Raw genomic sequence first — 18,972 nt, forward strand, 5'->3', positions numbered from 1 at the left:
CGGTCACACGGCGTTCCGGCGCCGGTCACCCGCCCTTCGGGCCGTCCGGCCACACCCCGATGTGGTCCTGCTCCAGCTCCAGCATCACCCGGTGCTCCATGCCCAGCGCTTCGGTGTAATCGGCGGGCAGCTGGAGCCGGCCGGCGCGGTCGAGCATCGCGTACTCGCGGGCGACCTGGGACTCCTGGCCGGTCGCCGCGTCGACCTCGGTGCGGCGCAGCACCTCGAAGGACGTCCGGCCGTCGCGGATCGCGACCGTACGGCGTACCTCGTCGGCGACCGCCTGGTCGTGGGTGACGATCACGATGGTCGTGCCCAGCTCCTCGTTGGCGCGGCGGAACGCGGCGAAGACCTGCTCACCGGTGGCCGAGTCGAGTTCGCCGGTCGGCTCGTCGGCGAGCAGCACCGAGGGGGAGTTGGCGAGCGAGACGGCGATGGCCACCCGCTGCTGCTGGCCGCCCGACATCTGCTGCGGGCGGCGGTCGCGGCAGTCCTCGACCTCCAGCATCTTCAGCAGCGCCTCGGCGCGCGCGGCCCGTTCGCGGTTGCGGCCCCGGCCGCGCAGCTGCATGGGCAGGGTGATGTTCTGGATCGCCGTCAGATACGGCAGCAGGTTGCGGGCGGTCTGCTGCCAGACGAAGCCGACGACGTCCCGGCGGTAGCGGAGACGCTCCTTCTGCCCCATGGACAGCAGGTCGCAGCCCGCCACCTTCGCGGCCCCGGCCGTCGGCTCGTCCAGGCCCGCCAGGATGTTCATCAGTGTGGACTTGCCGCTGCCGGACGCGCCGACCAGCGCCAGCAACTCGCCTTCCTCCACCAGCAGATCGAGCCCCTGGAGGGCCTGCACCTCCACCCCGTCCGTGGTGAAGATGCGTACCAGCCGGTCGCAGGCGATCAGCGCGTCGTGCCCGTAGGAGGGCCGGTCGCGCCGGGCGGTGGCCCGCTGTTCGAGCTCCGCCAGCGTGGAATCGGTCGACGGCGTCGTCATCGGGAGTCTCCTGCCCTGAGTTCGGTGATCGATCCGCGGCGGCCGGCCCACCACGCCTGCACACCGGCCACCGCCCCGGTCAGCACGATGACACCGAGCGCCGGGAGGACCAGCGACCACGGATCGGTGCGCAGCGGTGCGGTGTCCAGCAGGCCGGTACCGGGGCCGGACGAGAGTGCCAGGCGTACGAGGTCGACCCCCGGGGCCAGCAGGGCGATCGTCGCCCAGCCGACCAGGAGCCCGCCGCCGGCCGCCAGCAGCGCCTGCGGCAGGGCCTCGAAGCCCAGGAGCCGGCCGCCCTGGCGGGAGGTCAGGCCCATGGTGCGCAGCCGGGCCAGCAGCGTGGTGCGCTCCGGCGCGGTCTGGAGCAGCGACAGCAGGACGGCGAGCAGGGCGTATCCGGCACCGGCGATGATCGCCGCCAGATAGATCCGCTCCGCCCCCGACTGCATCGGGGTGTCGACGTACGTGGCCCGCTCCTCGGAGCGCAGCTGTACGGCGACCTTCTCGTCCGAGTGCCGCGCCGCCGCGCGCAGTTCCTTCGCGTCCAGGCCGGAGCCGGTCAGCAGCAGCGCCGTGGTCTGCCGGTGGGTGAACGCGGCGGCGTCCACGACGATGAAGGAGCTGCCGTCCACAGCGGGCGTACGCGTGACCGTGGCGGCGGCCTTCACCCTGAAGTTCCCGGCCAGCGACCGGAGGCCCAGCGGCCGGTCGCCGAGGCGTTCGGCGACGGACGGCGAGACGAGGGCCGGCACGACCCGGTCCTCGTCCGGCCGCGTCCCCTCGCGGACCGCCGCACCCTGCGCCCGCAGCCGGTCGGCGGAGAACGCGCCGAGCCCGGTGGAGCGGGCCAGCGCGGCGTACGCGGCGGGGTCGACGCCGATCAGGGTCGTGCCCTTGGCGTCCTGGGCGCCGTTGCCCGCGGCCGGCAGGGCCACCCCGTACTCGACCTGGACCCGGACCGAACCCCGTACCCCCTCGGCCTTCTCCACCGCGCGGACCAGACCGGCCGACAGCGGTACGGAGTCGGCCTCGCCGGTCACCCGGGCGTCCGCGCCGGTGGCCCGGACGGCGGCGTCGTCGCGGGCGTCCGCGACCCCCGCCAGCACCGAACCACCGAACGCGGCCGTGGTCAGCGCGACCAGCAGGGCGAGCAGCGGCAGGGTGCCGGCGGCCGAGGTGCGGCCGGCCCGGGCCAGCGACAGGAAGCCGACCGCGCCGCGCAGCCGGGACACGGACCGCAGGGCCAGGCGCAGCGGCAGCGGGTAGAGCCGGACCAGCACCACCGCGGCGATCAGCCCGACCAGCACCGGCGCGGCGCTGACCAGCAGGTCGGTGCCGCCCTCGGCGTCCGTGCCGCGCCGGCGCAGCGCGGCGACCGCGCCGACGGCCAGGACGAGCAGGGTGAGTTCGGCGACGGTGCGCCGCCGGGACGGGCGGGCGGTCGCCAGGTCGTCCCGGCCGATGTGAGTCTGCGGGGTGCGGTGCCGCAGGGCCGTGCGCAGCGGGAGCGCGACGCAGACCAGCGCGACGACCGCGCCCGCGCCGGCCGCCGCGGGCCACAGCCGGGCCTCGCCCACGGCGAGCACGGCGAGCAGCAGCCCCAGCACCCCGGCGGGCACGGCGGTGACCGCGGTCTCGGCGAGGAGCCGGCCTCCGATGCCCCGCAGGGAGCCGCCCCGGGCCCGCAGCAGGGCGATCTCGGCGTGTCTGCGGCCGGCCAGGAGCCCGCCCGTCATCAGGAGGACGACGACGGCGACCGCGCCGATGCCGACGGCGGCGACGGTGACGACCGGCTGGATCGCGGACCGCATCCCGTCGTACCCCGTCAGGATCTCGTCCAGGTCCGTCGCCATGGTCACCGTGGCACCGGCCGCATCGCGCATGGCCAGCAGCCCCGGACCGCCCTCCAGCGACGCCACCGAGGTCCGCAGCTCCGGCACGTCCAGCGCGGTGAGGCGCGAGACGTCCGGGGCGATCCGCCAGTACAGCTCGGGCTGCCCGGCGGTGGAGAGCAGCGCGGGCGCGGCGTCCGGCGGCAGCAGCAGCGCGGCGATCCAGTAGTAGCGCGGGGTCTCCTTGGTGGGCCGGGCCACCAAGGAGGGCGTCCGCAGCAGCGGCTCGGCCGACCAGTAGGAACCCTCCGGGTCCTTGGGGGCGACGATGCCGGTGATCCGTACGGTCAGGGTGTCACCGGCCCGGGTGGGGACGGCGATCGTCGCACCCGCCTCGATGCGCAGCGCCTTCGCGGTCTCCTCGGTGACGGCGGCCTCGACCTCCCTGGTGGTCAGGGACACCTGGCCGTGCGTGGCCGGCCAGCTGCCGGTGCGCAGGGTGGCGTGGCCGGACAGACCGGACTGGGTGACGTACGTCAGCGTCGGATCCAGGCCGTACGGGCGCGGGAACCACGGCTCCCGGGCCGCGATCGGCGTCGAGGTGCGCACCCCGTAGGCCGACTCGGCGGTGTCGGCGCGCAGCGGAGCGGGAAGCCGCTTCAGGATCTGGCCCTGGATGGAGGCCATCGACTCCTGGCGCACCGCGCGCTCGCGCGCCGCCGGGCGCAGTTCGAGGCCGGGCTGGGGACCGCTCAGCTGAAGCACGCTGCGCGCCGGGGTCGCCGCGCCGAGATCGTGGCGCAGCCCCTTCGTCTCGTACGAGTCGACGGAACGGGGGAAGGCGGCGGCGAGGAACGCGGTCACCAGCACCAGCAGCGCGAACGCGCAGGCGGTGCCGGGTGCGGTGCGCAGCCTGGTGCGCACCCAGGGGGCGCAGGGGGTCGCGGGGCGGGCACTCATGTCAGTTGTCCCCCTGGGTGCGCAGCGAGGTCGCGGGGTCGGCGCGGCGGAGGGCCAGAACGGCGACGATGAGCAGGGGCAGCGCGGCGACTCCGGCCAGCAGCGCGGCGACCTGTCCGGGCGGCAGCCGCACCAGGACCGGCGGCACCGGCTGGGCCGCCTGCCCGGTCAGCACGATCAACGGCACGACCGCCCGGGTCAGCAGGGCCCCGAGCAGGGCCCCGACCAGCAGCGCGATCGCGATCAGGACGCCCTGTTCGGCGGCGGTCATCCGGGCGAGCTGACGGCGCGGGGTGCCCAGCGCCCGCAGCACGGCGAACTCGGCGGACCGTTCCCGCTGCGAGCCGACCGCGGCCACCGCGAAGCCGACCGCGGCCAGCGCGGCGGCGATCACCGCGACGGCGAGCAGCGCGGACTGCGGGCCCGCGCCCAGCGGGTCGGTGACCAGCTCGTCGGCGATCTCGTCGCGCACCTGGACCTGGGCGGGGTCGGTGTCCGGCTGCGCACGCAGCGCCGCGGCCACCTCCGCCGTCCGGCCGGGCTCGGTGCTCAGCCACCACTCCGTGGCGGTCAGCCGGGCGGCCGGGCGGGCGGCGAAGACCTCGCCGAGGGAGCGCAGGTCCAGCAGGAGCGCTCCGCCGTCCCTGGCCCGCTGGGACTCGCCCGACGCCGAGGAGGAACCCGAGCCGGGTCCGGTGGTGGGCAGCCGGTGCACGGTCCGGGTGATCGTCACCTGCACCGTCTCGCCGGCCAGGGTCACGTCGGTCTTCTGGCCGGTCCTCGCGCCCGTCGCCTTGAGGTACGCGTCCGTGGCCACGACGTTCAGGGCCGGCGCAGCGGGGCGGGCCGCGGTGACTCGGACCCCGACCGCCGGAACCGCGTACGCCGCGTCCTCGGCGGTGACCGATCCGGTGGAGTAGCCGACGGAGAGGGGGGTCGCGGCCGACGCGGCGGGGGTGAGCGGCACGCCCGGCTTCGGTTCGTCGACGAGGGAGTCCTCGGTCTTCTCGCCCTGCCAGCGGAAGCCTTCGGGGACCGGGACGGTGCGCTCGGTGCCGTCGGCGGCGGTGGTCCGCAGCGCGCTCACGGCCAGCCGGTGCGACTCCGCGCGGTCCACGGGCTCCTTGCCGCTCAGCTCGATCCCGGTGAGGGCGAACCCGGCGGCGGCCGACACGGCGACGGAGACCGGGTGTGCCTTCCCGTCGACCGGGACGGACCCGGCGACGGCCTGGTAGGGGAGGCCGTAGCGGTCCTCCAGGAGGACGGAGACCCGGGGGGCCATGCCGGACGGCGAGACCTTGCCGGGGGCGCCGTCGGCGGATATCCGCACGTCGAAGAGGAGACGGGTGCTCTGCTCCGGCAGCGGCAACCCGACGCGGGCGGCCTTCGGCGGGGTCAGGGTGTCGAAGAGCCCCGACACCGGGCCGTTCCCGAGGTCGTCGCGCATCAGCATCCGCTCGTCGGCGTGCGCGGTGTCCAGGGCCAGGATCTCGGCCGTGCGCTCCCCGGAGAGGCCCACCGTCGTACGGAAGGCGGGCGCCGCCTCGCGTACGCCCGGCAGCTGCCCGTACGCCGCCGCCTTCGCCGGGTCCGCGTTGACGCCGGCGGTCATGCGCACCGAGGCACCGGACCGGAAGTCGGCCTGGTCGCTCTGCGAGCGGTTCCACGACGCGCTCTGCCCGATCGCCAGCATGCCCATCGCCACGGAGAGGACCAGCAGCAGCACGGGCCCGGCGCCCCGCAGCGGCCGGCGGCTGAACTGCCAGCCGGCCAGCGCGGTCGCCAGCCCCCGCCCGCCGGACGCGCGCCGCTCCGCGAGCCTGGCGGCGGGCGGCAGCAGACGCAGCGTCAGTACGGTGCCGGCGAGCAGGCCCAGCGCGGGCGCGGCCACGAGCAGCGGGTCGATCCCGAGCCCGCCCGAGCGGTCCCCGCTGAGGGCGCCGCTTCCCGAGCCCTTCGTCTGCCGGTCCAGCTGCCAGTACGCCACCGCCGCGACGAGCAGCAGCGCGAGGTCGGCGCCCGCGCGCACCGGACCCGGCAGCGCGGCGGAACGCGTGGTGCGCCGGCCCCCGCCGCCGGCCGCCAGGGCGGGCGCCACGACGGCGAGCGCGCAGGCCAGCGCGGTGACGGCGGCGACCAGCCAGACCTGTCCTGTGACTCCGGTGTCCAGGCGGAGCCCGATCCGGGAGAGCTCGCTGCGGTCCGCCAGGAGCCGGGTCAGCGGGCCGGAGAGCAGGGGCGCGACGACGGCCGCGGGCAGCGCGAGGAGCAGCGCCTCGACGGAGGCGAGCCAGGTGATCCGGGCCCGCGAACCCCCGCGCGCCCGCAGCAGTTCTGTCTCGCCGGCGCGCTCGCTGCTGAGCAGCCGGGCCACCAGGAGCAGGGCGTATCCGGCGAGCAGGACCAGCTGCACGGCCACGATCGTCAGCGTCGAGCGGGAGACCAGCAGGGCGCGGTCGATCTGCTCCAGGACGGTGGGCAGCGAGGTCCGCGCGGTGCCGCCGTCCTTGAACCCGGGGGCGGCCAGCAGCTTCTTCGGGCCGGTGACCGCCGCGTCGCGCAGCGCCTCCATCCGGTCCGTGGTGACCGAGCGGAAGTCGGCGGACGCCAGCCAGGACGCCTCGCCCGAGGCCGTCCGGCCCGAGCCGAGCACGGCCGGGTCGGTGAGCAGGGGGCCGTACGTGGTGAAGACGACCTTGCGGACGCCGCGTCCGCCGAGCGCGTCCAGCTGCCAGTACGGATCGGCCTGGTCGGCGGCCTTGTAGAGCCCGGTGATCACGACGTCCACCGGCTTGCCGCCCAGCCGGTCGGTGAGCTTCAGCCGGGCGCCGGGCTCCAGCGACAGCGCCTCGGCGGCGGTCGCGGGCAGGGCCACCTCGACGGGGGCGCCGCTCTTCCCCGCCCCGGCGGCGGGCATGCGTCCGGCGGTGAGGCGGACGCGGCTGCGGTCCAGCGAGGCGAAGTGCGTGAGGTCGGGGTCACCGCGCCGGGCGGCCGGGTCCTGGAGGCTGCGCGGCAGCGCGTACGGGCCGGACGCCTCCAGCTTCCGTACGGTCACCGGCAGGCCGTCGAAGGTCTCCCGGGCGGCCTTGCGCGCCGCCGCGTCGGCCGCTTCCCGCTCGTCCGGTTCGAGCTGCGCGGAGACCACCAGCGAGGCGGGGACGGCGGAGCGGTGGGTGAGCGTGTGGCGCAGCGCGGCGTCGCCGACGGAACCGGAGAACGCGGTGAGCGCGGCCAGGACCGAGGTGGTCAGGAGCACGGCCAGTACGGCCGCCGCGAGGAGGAGCCGGTGCGCCCTCACCCGCAGAAAGACGAACCCCGTCACCTGGCCCCCTAGTCACCACTCGCCGCACACCCGCCCCTGGTGTCGCTCCGGATGCTTTCAGACGGCTGTGTCCGTGGAAACCGCTTACGGGTACAACTTGATGCATTCGTGACCGGTATCCGGCCATGGAGCACCGGATTCCGCACGGATGTGGGCGATGTGTGACCGGGTGTCAGCCGTCGGTGTTCACCATCGAGGCAGCCGCGTAGGTGAGGTAGTCCCACAGCTGCCGCTCGTGCTCCGGGGTGAGACCCAGCTCGTCCAGCGCGACCCGCATATGGCTCAGCCAGGCGTCGTGCGCGGCGCGGTCCACCCGGAACGGCGCGTGCCGCATCCGCAGCCGGGGGTGCCCGCGCCGGTCGCTGTAGGTGCGCGGTCCGCCCCAGTACTGCATGAGGAACAGCGCGAACCGCTCCTCGGCCGGCCCGAGGTCCTCCTCCGGGTACATCGGCCGCAGCAGCGGGTCCTCGGCGACGCCCTCGTAGAAGCGGTGGACCAGGCGCCTGAAGGTCTCCTCGCCGCCGACCTGCTCGTAGAAGGTCAGCTCCTGCACCGTGTCGCGCGGAATCTCAGTCACCCGTCCATGGTCGCAGACGCGCCGGGCGCCGGGCCGGGCTCGGGGGATCTTCTTCGTTTCCGGCCTTTGCCGTCTTGTCAGTTCGCTGTGCGAACTACTATGGTTCGCACAACGAATGAAGTTCGTACTCATTCAAGGGTTGGGGTCGGCATGGCAAACGGAAATGCGAAGCGCACCGTCGTCGTCATCGGCGGGGGATACGGCGGCTCGGCCGTCGCGAAGGCGCTCGACGAGGAAACCGATGTGGTGCTGGTCGACCCGAAGGACGCATTCGTCCACGCGGCGGGCTCCCTGCGGGCGCTGGTGCAGCCCGACTGGGCGGAGAACATCTTCTTCCCGTACGACACGCTGCTGAAGCGCGGCACCGTCCGCCGCGAGCGGGCCGTCGCCGTGGACCCCGGCGGGGTCACCCTGGCAGGCGGCGAGCGCGTCGCCGCCGACTACCTGGTGCTCGCCTCCGGGTCCGACTACCCCTTCCCGGCCAAGACCGACACCGACCTGGCCGGTGACGCGCTGGCCCGGATCAGGGAGGCGCACCGGGAGCTGGCCGGCGCCGAGCGGGTCCTGATCACCGGCGCCGGACCGGTAGGCCTCGAACTGTCCGGCGAGATCAAGGCCGTCTGGCCCGAGAAGCACGTGATCATCACCGACCCGGCCGACGAGCTGCTGCCGGGCTTCCTGCCCGAGGTCCGCGAGGAGCTGCTGCGCCAGCTGGACGCGCTCGGCGTGGAGCTGCGGCTCTCCACCGCGCTCACCGGCGAGCCGCCGGCCGCCCCGGGGCGGCTCGGCCCGTTCACGGTCACGACCGACGGCGGCGAGCACATCGCGGCCGACCTCTGGTTCCGCTGCTACGGCGTGCGCTCCAACGGCGACTACCTCGCCGACGGCCGGGTCGCCGTCCGCGACGCGCAGGGCCGGGTGCCGGTGGACGAACGGCTCAACGTCACGGGGCACCGGCACATCTACGCCCTCGGTGACCTCACCGACCTGGCCGAGGCCAAGATGGCCGCGTACGCCATGAAGCACGCCGAGGTGGTCGCGGCCAACATCCTCGCCCAGGTGCGCGGGGAGGAGCCGGCGGCCGTCTACCTGCCGTCCCCCGTCCCGTCCGCGCTGCTCCCGCTCGGGCCCGGCGGAGGGGTGGGCCAGGTGCCCTCGCCGGGCGGGCCGGTGCTGCTGCCGGCGGAGGAGGTCAGCGCGTACAAGGGCAAGGACCTGTTCACCGGGCGCTTCGCGGACCTCTTCGGCATCGTGCGCTGAGCGGCGGTCTCAGCGGCCGGAGGCGTTCTCGCAGGACTCGCGGAAGACCACGGGCACCTTGTTCTCCTGCACCAGACGGCCCAGGAGCGCGGTCAGCAGCTCGCGGTCGGCCTCGTCGAGCCCTTCCGCCAAGGCCTCGACGCGCCGGCAGGTCTCCGCGTAGAACACCTCGGCGAGCGCGCTCCCGGCCTCGGTCGGGGCGACCCGCACCGCCCGCCCGTCCTCCGGATCGGCCTCCCGGCGCACCAGGCCGCGCTGCACGCTCCGGTCCACGAGTCCGGTGAGGCTGGACTTCGCCAGACCCAGTACGGCGCCCAGCTCGCGCATGCCGTACGGCTTCACCATCAGCACGCAGAGCAGCTGGCCCTGCTGGGCGGTGATCCCGTGTTCGCGGCCGGAATCGGCGTAGACGGCATTCACCAGGAATGCGGAGCGCACCAATGCGGTGGCGGTCCCCATCTGCCCTTCGTCGGCCTTTCGCATGGGAACAGAATATGGCAGGCGCGAGCGGTGCGGCCCCGCCCGGACCGGACATTCGTGGTACGAACTACCGCACGCCGAAGCGGCCGGTGAGGGGCGCGATCCCCTCACCGGCCGCTTCGCCGTGCGCGGTGGTCAGTCCCGGCGGACCGTGATCGTCGTCCACGCGCCGACGTGTACCTGGTCGCCGTCCTGGAGCGGGACGGGAACGTAGGGCTGGATCGGCTCCTCGGAGCCGTTCACCGTCGTGCCGTTGGTGGAGTTCTGGTCGACCACGGCCCAGCTGCCGTCCGGCTGCTGCACCAGCACGGCGTGCTGGTGGGAGACGCCCGGGTCCTCCGGCGGCACCGACAGGTCGATGTCCGGGGACTCGCCCGTGCTGTGCCGGCGGCGGCCGATCGTGATCTGCCCGCCGGTGAGCGCGAGCTGCTGCTCCGGGGAGTACGCGGGCAGGTTGAGCCCGGTCGCCTCGGGGCCGCTGCGCTGCATCATCGCCAGGAAGTACTCACGGTCGGGCGCGATGAACGCGGTCCAGTTGTTGGACAGCGGGGGCCGGCCGGGCCCGGGCCCGTGCTGCTGGCCGTGGTCGCCGTGCGGACCGGGGCCGTGCGGACCGGGGCCGCCGTGCTGCGGACCGGGGCCGTGCTGTCCGGGGCCGCCGTGCTGCGGGCCCGGGCCGTGCGGACCAGGTCCCTGCTGCCCCGGGAAGGGCGGCTGCGGGCCCGGGCCCGGCGGGGGCGCGGGCTGCGAGGGCGGGGGCAGCAGCCAGTCGTCGCCGTCGGTGCGCGGCGGGGCCGGCGCCGTCTGCTGCTGGAAGGCGGGCGGCGCGCCCTGCTGCTGGAACGGGGGCGGCGAGCTCTGCGGGCCGCCCTGCGGACCCTGCTGGTACGGGGGCGGCGGCGGCCCCTGCCGGCCCTGCGGACCGGGGCCGGGGCCCTGCGGACCCGGACCCTGAGGGCCAGGACCCTGCGGACCGGGGCCGCCCTGGCCGAACGGCGGCGGGCCGCCCTGCGGGCCCTGGCCGAACGGAGACTGCCCCGGTCCGCCCTGGTGGCCGGAGTGGCCCGGACCCGTGGACAGGGGTTCGGCGGACCGGTTCACCTGCGAGGGGCGGGAACCCTGGTAGTCGAAGGGGTCGCGCGACTGCGGCGGCCCCGGCTGCTGCGCCGGGAAGCCCGGCGGCCGGCTGCCGGCGGGGCCGGGGTCGCCCGGGACGTTGTGCCGGGGCGCCAGCGGGGTGTAGGAGGTCGCCGTGTTCGTGAGGAAGTTCCAGCGGCACTCCTCGCAGAACGGCGCCATCGCCTCACGCGGCGTGCGGCACTGCGGGCACAGCTCGGCCTGGGCGGTCGCGTCCGGGTCGTGCGGCCGGGGGTAGCCGTAACCGTGTGCGGGCGGCGGGGGAGGCGGCGGGGGGACCGCACCCGCAGGCGCGCCCGCCCCGGTCATGCGGTGGCCGCAGACCTCGCACCAGTCCTCGGAACCCGACTGGTGTCCGTTCGGGCAGGTCGGCATGTCGGCGCTTCCCCCTCTCCTTCTCCGGCCCGCAGGCCGTCATGTGGCGTGCTCCGCCGCCCGGCGGACCTGAACCGGCGGGCGGCTGATCGTTGCGGATATGTGGTTATTTCTTGACGCGAACCGTCTTCGTGGAGCGCGTTTCGAGAGTCATCTCGTCCGCTTCCGCGACCTTCGCCTTCAGTCGCACAGTACCCGTCGCCGCATCGACCACGTCTACCACCTTCGAAAGCAGTTTCGCAGTGTCCTCGTTCCCGGACGCCGACGCCAACTGCACCGCACGGCCGAGTTTGGCCGTCGCGCCGTCGAAGTCTCCCGACTTGCGGGCATCGAGCCCCTGCTGGATGACTTGCGCCAGTTCGGCCTGCCCCGTGTAGTGCGCGACCTGCGGATTGATCGAGGTCGACGCCACCATGTCGTCCGTCCACACCGCCCGTACCAGCCCCTGCGAGAGCGTCTGCGGCGCTCCGCCCGACGGGTCGGGAAGGACCAGCGAGACCCGGGCGGCGAGCATCTCCTGCCCGATGCCGGCCTCCGGCACCCGGACGCACACGTGGTAGTCGCGGGACTCGTCGCCCCAGGAGCCCGTCGGGTAGTCCCCGGCCCGGGGGCCCGCCTCGGTGCGGCGTCCGGTCAGGTCGGCGACCGTCGGCGCCACCTGCTTCACGAACTGGATCTCCACGCCGACCGGGGTCCACAGCCGCAGTGCCACGTCCGCGACCTCCTTGCCCATGGCGTTCTCCATCATCCGCGTGAAGTCCGCCGCGAGCCCGGCCGGGTCGGCGACGATGTCGGCGGTGCCGAGCAGCGCCGAGGAGATGGCTGTGACTTCTTTCACCTCCCAGTCGGTGCCCACCCCGCGGGCGTCACAGGTGAACCGCCCCGCGCAGGCGTCGAGCGCCGCGCGCAGGTCCTCGGGCGCCTCGTGCTCGTTGCGCCCGTCGGTGAGCAGGATGCCGTGCCGGATGTCCACGTCCGCCGCGCCGAGCAGCCGGTCCGCCAGCCGCAGCCAGGTCCCGATCGCCGTACCGCCGCCCGCGCTCAGCCGGCGCAGCGCCCCCTTGGCCTCGGCCCTGGTCCGCGCGTCGGCGACCGCCAGCCGGCCGTTGCCCGGGTAGACCTCCTTGGCCACGTGCGTCCCGGCGACCACGGCGAACGAGGTGCCGTCGCGCAGGGTGTCCACGGCCGCCGCCGTCGCGTCGCGGGCGTTGCGCATCTTGGTCGGCGGGTAGTCCATCGAACCCGAGCAGTCCACCATGATCACCACCGCGGCCCCGGCGGCCCGCCCCGGCAGCGGGACACCCCCGGTGGTGCCGCCCCCGGTGGAGGTGACCGTGATGATGCCGTTGACCTCGCGGCCGCCCTCGGGCAGGAACTCGTTCTGGTACACCTCGACGGAGAACTGCGGCACGTTCGACTTGGAGAAGTTGGCCATCTGATCGGCTCCTTGAGGCTCCACGTCTCGGATGAAGCCAGAGGTACGGACAAAGGCGTAGGAGGGCGGAAAACCGCCCAGGCATCAGGCGGAGCCTGCCCCTTGCGGTGACACGGCGAACGGGAGCAGCGCCACTGTTACGTTGTCGTGGCCGCCGCCGTCCAGGGCGTGGCCGACCAGGACCTGGGCGCCGTGCAGCGGGCGGGCGTACGCGTCATCGGGCACCGCGGCGGCCATCTCGGCGGCGGACTCCGCGTAGTTCCACAGGCCGTCCGTGCAGACCACCACGAGGCCCGGCCGGTCCGGCTTGAACGAGGCGGTGTGCGGCTCCAGTTCGTACGCGTCGGCGCCGAGCCAGCCCGTGATGGCGTGGGCGCGCTCGTCCGCGTACGCCTCCGCCTCGTTCATCAGGCCCGTCGCCACCATCTGCGCGGCCCACGAGTCGTCCTCGGTGAGCCGGGCGGGCGCGGTGGAGCGGTCCTCGGGCACCCAGTACACGCGGCTGTCGCCGACCCAGCCGACGACGAGCAGGCCGCTCGCCATGACCGCGCCGACCAGGGTGCACGCCGGGGCGTTCTGGTGGCGGTGCGGGTCGCGCTCCGGGCCCCCGGGCGACTGGGCCAGCCGGTTGACCGACTCCGATGCCGCCACGATCGCCTCGTGCATCGCCTGCTGCGGATGCGTGCCGCGCGGCAGCGACTCCAGCAGGGACTCGTTGGCCGCGCTCGCCGCCGCCGCCGACGCCTCGTCGGGGCGGCTCGCCGACGACACCCCGTCGCAGACGATCGCCACGACGGCCGCCGAGCCGTCCGGCAGGGCCGTCGTGGACACCGCGAACGAGTCCTCGTTGCGGTGGTGGCGCAGCCCCCGGTCGCTCACCGCGGCGACCGAACCGAGCTCCTGCTCCATGTGGTCGCGCTCGCGCGGCTGCGCGTGTCCGCAGTTCTCGCAGTAGCCGTCGCCGTCGACCCGCCCGGCCCGGCAGGCCACGCACACCTGGCCGCCGGCCGCCGGGGCCGCCACCGGGGCTGGGGCCGGGGCCTGCGGGGGTTCCGGGGCCGTACGGGGATCGGGCGCCGCGGCCGGGGCGGCCAGCTCGAAGTCGCCGGAGGCGCCGGGGCCGTCGTAACGGACCCCGGACGCGGGGTCCGCGGCAGCTGCGCCCGCCGCTCCCGGTGCGGTGATGGCGACCGTCGGACGGTCGCGGGGCGGCTCGGGCACGGCCGACAGGTCGTACCCGCAGGCGCCGCAGAACAAGTCGCCCTGCTCCAGCGGCTCCTCGCAGCCGGGGCACCTCGGCAAGGCCGTCTGCTGGTGGTTCTGCGACATGTTCACACCCACGTTCGGGGGCGGAAGCGGTTGGCCCGCTCCACCAGTTCGATCCTCTCGGCCCCGGGCTCCGCGAGCCGGGCGAGCATCCGGTACGCACGCTCCAGGCCGAACCGCAGTCCGCGCTCGTCCAGCTCGCTGCCGAGCAGCGTCCCCGGGCCGCGCGTCCCGGCCGGCTGCGGGCCCGAAGGGCTACCGGAGAGTACCCAGTCCAGCGCCGTACCGAGCACCTCGGTCGAGAGGCGTTCCCGCCGGACCGCGTCGAGCCCCAGCCCCGACAGCGCCGACACCTGGGCCGAAGCGGCCTTCAGGTCGGCCATCAGCGGCTCCTGCGGGGCCCGTTCGCGCAGCCGGGCCCGGACGGCGGCGATCCGGGCGGCCGTGTAGTGGATCGACGCCTCCGGCACCGACTCCAGCGTCCGGACCGCCGCGCCCCGGTCACCGGCCGCGATCTGCACCCGGGCCAGACCGAAGGCCGCGCTCACGAAGCTCGGGTCGGTCAGCCACACCAGCCGGTAGTACTCGGCGGCGTTGTCCAGCTGCCCGAGGACCTCCGCGCAGATGCCGAGGGCCAGCTTCGGCGCGGGCTCCCCGGGGAACGCGTCGTACACCGCGTCGAACGACAGCGCCGCGTTCTCCTTGTCGCCGGTCACCAGCGAGGTGAGGCCGCGGTACCAGACGACGCGCCAGTCGTCGGCGTGCTGCCCCTCCAGCGCGGCCAGGGTCTCCGCGGCGGCGGTGAGGTCGCCCATCTCCAGGTAGGCACGCAACTCGCGCAGCCGGGTCTCCAGCGATGCGGCCGGCACCGCCTGCAACGCGGCGATCAGCTCGGCGGGCGCCGACGCCATCACCCCGGCCAGGAACCCCGCGTTCGGGTCGCTCGCGTCGACCCGGGGCACCGGCAGCGCGAGCGAGGTCCCCCGCACGTCGAGGCCGGCCAGCCGGGGCACCCCGGTTCCGGCGGGCACCGGAGCGGCAGCGGGGGAGGGGACCGGGCTGCGCGGAGCGGGGACACTCGCGGCGGGCGCGTACGGCAGGGGGCCCGAGCCGGTGCCCGGGCCGCCCGGCGTACGGGCATGGGTGGCGGCCGAGGGCACCGGGGCGGCGCCCGTGGGCGAGGCGGGTGGCGGTCCGGCGGGCAGCGCGCCCGGTATGCCCCCGGGCGGGGTCGCGGCGGTGGGCGCCGGGGCGCCCGCCCCGCTCCGGCGGCGGCCGAAGAGGCCCCCGGTCCCGGCGGCGGCCCGTGCGCCCAGGCGCGACGCCTCGCCCGATCCGTCCGCGAACAACTCGGTGTCGGTGACCCGCAGCTCCGCGCCGAACAGCGTGGACAGCGCCGGGCGCGGGCGCCCCGTCTGGAGCGAGACCACCTCGCGCAGCACGCCCGTCAGCTGCTCGGCCATCTCCGCCGCCGAGGCGAACCGGCGGGCCGGATCGGGGTCGGTGGCGCGTACCAGGAGCCGGTAGAACGACTCGTAGCTCCGGAACACCTCGATGTTGTCCGGGTCCGGCAGCGAGTCCACGAAGACGTTCGTGTAGCCCTGGAAGTCGAAGGTGAGCACCGCGAGCGTGCGGGCCACCGTGTACAGGTCGGAGGCGACCGACGGGCCCAGCTCCGCGACCTCGGGCGCCTGGTATCCGACAGTGCCGTAGATCGCCGACTCCTCGTCGTCCATCCGGCGGACCGCGCCCATGTCGATCAGCTTCAGCTGGTCCTCGGTCTGGATCGCGTTGTCGACCTTGAAGTCGCAGTACAGCAGGTTGCGGCTGTGCAGATGGCCCAGCGCCTCCAGGGCCTCGATGCCGAACGCGCACGCCTGCTCGACCGGCAGCGGATCGCGCTTCCCGGCCGGCGTGCGGCGCTCGTTGGCGATCTCCTTGAGCGACTTGCCGCCGACGTACTCCATGACGATGTAGCCGTCGAGCGACCCGGTCCGCTGGTCCAGGTGCTCCACGAAGTTGTAGATGCGGACGATGTTGGAGTGCTCGATCTCCGCGAGGAACCGCCGCTCCGAGATCGCCGCCGCCATGGCGTCCTGGTCACCCGTGTCGAGCAGGCCCTTGAGCACCACCCAGCGGTCCGAGACGGCCTTGTCCACCGCGAGGTAGACCCAGCCGAGCCCGCCGTGCGCCAGACAGCCCGCGACCTCGTACTGCCCGTGGACGACGTCGCCCGCCTCCAGCTTCGGCACGAACGAGTACGGGTGGCCGCACTTGGTGCAGAACCCCTCGGTGCGGCCCGGCCGGTCGCCCCGGGCCCGGCCCACCGGCGCCCCGCAGTCGGAGCGCGAGCAGAACCGCTTGCGCTCGGGCACCTCCGGGTTCTCCATCACGGCCGTACGCGGATCGGGCCGCGGCACGTCCGGCACCTGCACCAGGCCCGCGCCCAGCCGGTTGCGGCCCGAGGCGTTGGTCGACTTGGCGGACGAGCGCACCGACACCGAGTGCGTGCCGGTCCGGCCGGACAGCGACAGCGACCGCGAGAGCCGCCCCGACACCGAACGCCGCGAGGTCGAGGAACGCGACGAGGACCGCGAGGACGCCCGCGAGGAGGACTGCGAACTGCTCCGCGCCGACGCGCTCCCGGACCCCCGGCTGCCCCGGCCGCCGACAGCCACCCCGGTGGGCGGCGAACTCACCATCCCGTTCGGGGAGACGACGGGCGCCAGACCGCAGGTGTCGCAGTACAGCTCACCGCCGCCCATGTCCTCGTAACTGCCCTCGCACGCGGGGCGCTGGCACTGCGTACTCATGTCCGTTCCCCCTCTTCGCCCCGCCGCCACGACGGTCCGTCACCTCTGCCCATGAGCCCGGCCCGTCTCACGCGTACCCCCGCCGGTCCTGCGGTCCGGGCGCGCCCATGCCGCCCAGCAGCTCCAGCGCCGCGTCCTGGTAGCGCTGCACCGCCTGCGCGGCCACCCGCAGATCGCACGGCGCGCTCCACAGCATCCGCCGCGCCGCGTCGTACCGCTCGATCAGGACCGGGTCCTCCGCCAGGCCGTTGCGGGCCACCTTCGCCTTGTACGCGTCGAGCCGGCCACGCAGCTCCGCCCGGACGGCCAGCGGCGCGGTGACCGCCGTCAGCTGCTCGCGGGCCCGCAGCAGCTCCTCCTCGGCCTCCCGCTCCAGGGTCTCCAGGAGCGGTGAGAGGCGGTGCCAGCGGGCGTGCCTGCGGTACTCCGACGCGGCCGCCAGGCGCTCCTGGAGGGCGGTCGGCGGCCCGTTGACCACGGGCACCTCCGACGCGGCGATCTTGGCCAGCACCTCGCCGCGCGCCACCCGGGCCTCGGCCAGCGTGCGGTCGGCCCGGGACAGCACGTCGCGCAGGTGCACCAGCCGCTGCTCGGCGTCCTGCCGTACGGCGAGCACCGCCTCGACCTCGCGCCGCACCTCTTCCAGCGCCCGGGCCGCCCGGTCGTAGCGCGTCGTGTCGGGGCGCCCGCCGCCGGGCGCCGCGCTGCCCGGACCCGGGAGCCAGAACGCCAGCGGGTCCGAGATCACCTGCTCCCGCAGCGTGGCCAGCTCCGCGGTGATCGCCTCCAGCTCGTCGCCCGCCGGGTGCTCACCGGGGCGCACGCCCACCGAGTGCGCCAGCGAGTGCGTGCGGCGCAGCTCGGCGGCGAGGAGGTCTATGCGGGCCGGCATCGCCGACCACACGGTGTCCGAGGCCACGACCATGTCCAGGGCGCTCGCGTACAGGCCGTTCATCCGGGAGACCAGCTCCTCCAGCGTGAACCGCTCGGAGAGGCGGGCCGGGCCGGTGACCGACGGGTCGTGCCCGGCGGCGGCGTGCGCCACGGTGACGCCCTGGCCGCGCAGCAGCTCGGTCAGGACCGTCAGGTCCTCGCGGTTGGGATGGCGGCGCCTGGCCCGCACCTCACGGGCCCGGTGCAGCACACCCGTGTACGCGTCGAAGTAGCTCCACAGCAGCGTGACCGACCGCTCGGTGACGGCCCACCGCTCCCTGGTGACACCGGACAGCTCGGCGCCCTCCAGGAGCCTGCGGCCCGCGTGGTCCTGGAGGGCGAGGAGCGAGGTCTCGATCGCCTCGTGCTCCGCGCCGAGCCGGGACAGCGCACGGTCGGCCTCGTCCCGGTCCATGACCGGACCGGGGGGCCGGGCCGCGTAGCTGGGGAAGGGGCCAGCGACGCCCATCGATCACCTCTCCGCTCTCCCCGCCGGGCCTGGGCCCCGCGGGATCAGTGCCGCCGCCCGCAGGGCGGGACACGCTAGTCCCGGTACTTCGGCTCCGGCGGTCCCTCGACCCCCGGCAGGCCGTCCTGCAGCCAGGCGCGGTACGACTTCATCCAGAGGCTGTCCGCGCCGCCGGCCCGGTAGTCGACCAGGACCTTGTTGACCCGGGCGACCAGGTCGTCCGCGCCCTTCTTCGTGGCCACGCCGTAGTACTCGGTGGTGAACGGGTCGCCCTTGAGCTCGACCGCCGGGTCCTGGGCGGCCTGCCCGGCGGCCAGCGCGTTGTCCGTGACGACCGCGTCGACCTCACCCAGCTGGAGCCGTACCAGGCAGTCCAGCTGGTTGGGGACGGTCAGCCGGTCCTCGTCGGCCGCCGTGCCGTCGTGCTCGTCCTTGAAGACCGAGCCGAACGACTCCTTCTCCAGGGCCTCGTACGCCGTGGAGCCCTCGGCGGTGCAGATGCGCTTGCCGCCCAGCGTGGAGTTGAAACCGGTGATCGAGTGGTCCTCCTTCGCGGCGAGGACCTGCTGGCCGGCCTGGAAGTAGGCGGTGGAGAACGAGACCTGCTTCAGCCGGGCGCAGTTGATCGTCATCGTCCGCACGACCACGTCGACCTTGTCGTTCTCCAGCGCGGCGATGCGCTGGTTGGTCGGGATGGCGCGGAAGATCACCTTGCCGCCGTCACCGAGGATGTCCTTCGCGATGGCCCGCACCAGGTCGATGTCGAAGCCCTCCAGGTCCCCGGTCGCCGGATTGCGGAACCCCCACTGGAAGCTGTTCTGGTCGACGCCCGCGATGAGCTTGCCGCGCTCCTTGATCGTGCGGACCGCGTCCCCGTCCACCTCGCCCGGCCGCAGACTGGCCTCCGGATCCGTGCAGGCGTCGGCCTTCGTCTGGAGGGCGTGCGCCGCGCCCGGCCCCGTCACCTGGGGGCCGAAGACGTCGTCGCCCGAGTGGGACAGGGGCAGCAGGGTCAGCGACGCGGTCAGCGCGCAGGCGGCGGCCATCGCGGTCACCCCGCCCCAGCCGCGCAGCCGGCCGAGGCCCGTCCTCGCGTCCTTCGCTGTCATCGCTCCCCCT

Annotated in this window: 12 protein-coding genes; 1 reads left to right on the plus strand and 11 read right to left on the minus strand. The window is 74.7% G+C overall.

Features of this window, described 5'->3' with window-relative positions; all coding sequences use genetic code 11:
* Positions 1 to 25: 25 nt before the first annotated feature.
* The 4 genes from ABZ565_RS13295 to ABZ565_RS13310 form a co-directional block, all read right to left on the minus strand.
* Positions 26 to 988 carry an ABC transporter ATP-binding protein gene (locus ABZ565_RS13295; RefSeq protein ID WP_361024665.1) on the minus strand — a complete coding sequence of 321 codons (963 nt, stop codon included), beginning with the start codon at positions 986 to 988 and terminating at the stop codon, positions 26 to 28.
* Positions 985 to 3,783 carry an FtsX-like permease family protein gene (locus ABZ565_RS13300; RefSeq protein WP_361024668.1) on the minus strand — a complete coding sequence of 933 codons (2,799 nt, stop codon included), beginning with the start codon at positions 3,781 to 3,783 and terminating at the stop codon, positions 985 to 987. Before ABZ565_RS13300 ends, ABZ565_RS13295 begins: the two co-directional genes overlap by 4 nt.
* 1 nt (position 3,784) lies before the next feature.
* Entirely contained in the window at positions 3,785 to 7,108 is a 3,324-nt protein-coding gene (locus ABZ565_RS13305) for an FtsX-like permease family protein (protein ID WP_361024671.1), read from the minus strand.
* 172 nt (positions 7,109 to 7,280) lie between these two features.
* Positions 7,281 to 7,685: a globin gene (locus tag ABZ565_RS13310; RefSeq protein WP_361024674.1), complete on the minus strand. Its 405-nt coding sequence runs from the start codon at positions 7,683 to 7,685 to the stop codon at positions 7,281 to 7,283.
* Positions 7,686 to 7,835: 150 nt separating this feature from the next.
* On the opposite strand from ABZ565_RS13310, the gene ABZ565_RS13315 reads away from it, so the two are divergent.
* Entirely contained in the window at positions 7,836 to 8,945 is a 1,110-nt protein-coding gene (locus ABZ565_RS13315; protein ID WP_361024677.1) for an FAD-dependent oxidoreductase, read from the plus strand.
* A gap of 9 nt (positions 8,946 to 8,954) precedes the next feature.
* Here ABZ565_RS13315 and ABZ565_RS13320 read toward each other — a convergent pair whose 3' ends face one another.
* The 7 genes from ABZ565_RS13320 to ABZ565_RS13350 form a co-directional block, all read right to left on the minus strand.
* Positions 8,955 to 9,404, minus strand: a complete 450-nt coding sequence (locus tag ABZ565_RS13320) for a MarR family transcriptional regulator (protein ID WP_361024775.1) — start codon at positions 9,402 to 9,404, stop codon at positions 8,955 to 8,957.
* 156 nt (positions 9,405 to 9,560) lie between these two features.
* On the minus strand, positions 9,561 to 10,937 hold the full coding sequence (locus ABZ565_RS13325) for an FHA domain-containing protein (protein ID WP_361024680.1): 1,377 nt from the start codon (positions 10,935 to 10,937) through the stop codon (positions 9,561 to 9,563).
* A gap of 106 nt (positions 10,938 to 11,043) precedes the next feature.
* The gene (locus tag ABZ565_RS13330; protein ID WP_361024683.1) at positions 11,044 to 12,372 is read right to left on the minus strand and encodes a VWA domain-containing protein; all 1,329 of its coding nucleotides are present in this window, start codon (positions 12,370 to 12,372) and stop codon (positions 11,044 to 11,046) included.
* Positions 12,373 to 12,456: 84 nt separating this feature from the next.
* On the minus strand, positions 12,457 to 13,701 hold the full coding sequence (locus ABZ565_RS13335; protein ID WP_361024686.1) for a PP2C family serine/threonine-protein phosphatase: 1,245 nt from the start codon (positions 13,699 to 13,701) through the stop codon (positions 12,457 to 12,459).
* A 2-nt stretch (positions 13,702 to 13,703) separates the two neighbouring features.
* On the minus strand, positions 13,704 to 16,451 hold the full coding sequence (locus ABZ565_RS13340) for a tetratricopeptide repeat protein (RefSeq protein ID WP_361024689.1): 2,748 nt from the start codon (positions 16,449 to 16,451) through the stop codon (positions 13,704 to 13,706).
* Positions 16,452 to 16,518: 67 nt separating this feature from the next.
* Positions 16,519 to 17,853, minus strand: a complete 1,335-nt coding sequence (locus tag ABZ565_RS13345; protein ID WP_361024692.1) for a hypothetical protein — start codon at positions 17,851 to 17,853, stop codon at positions 16,519 to 16,521.
* 74 nt (positions 17,854 to 17,927) lie between these two features.
* On the minus strand, positions 17,928 to 18,962 hold the full coding sequence (locus ABZ565_RS13350) for a glutamate ABC transporter substrate-binding protein (protein WP_361024695.1): 1,035 nt from the start codon (positions 18,960 to 18,962) through the stop codon (positions 17,928 to 17,930).
* Positions 18,963 to 18,972: the final 10 nt, after the last annotated feature.

The sequence above is a fragment of the Streptomyces sp. NPDC016469 genome (genome assembly GCF_040632905.1).
In the GTDB taxonomy this organism is placed as follows: domain Bacteria; phylum Actinomycetota; class Actinomycetes; order Streptomycetales; family Streptomycetaceae; genus Streptomyces.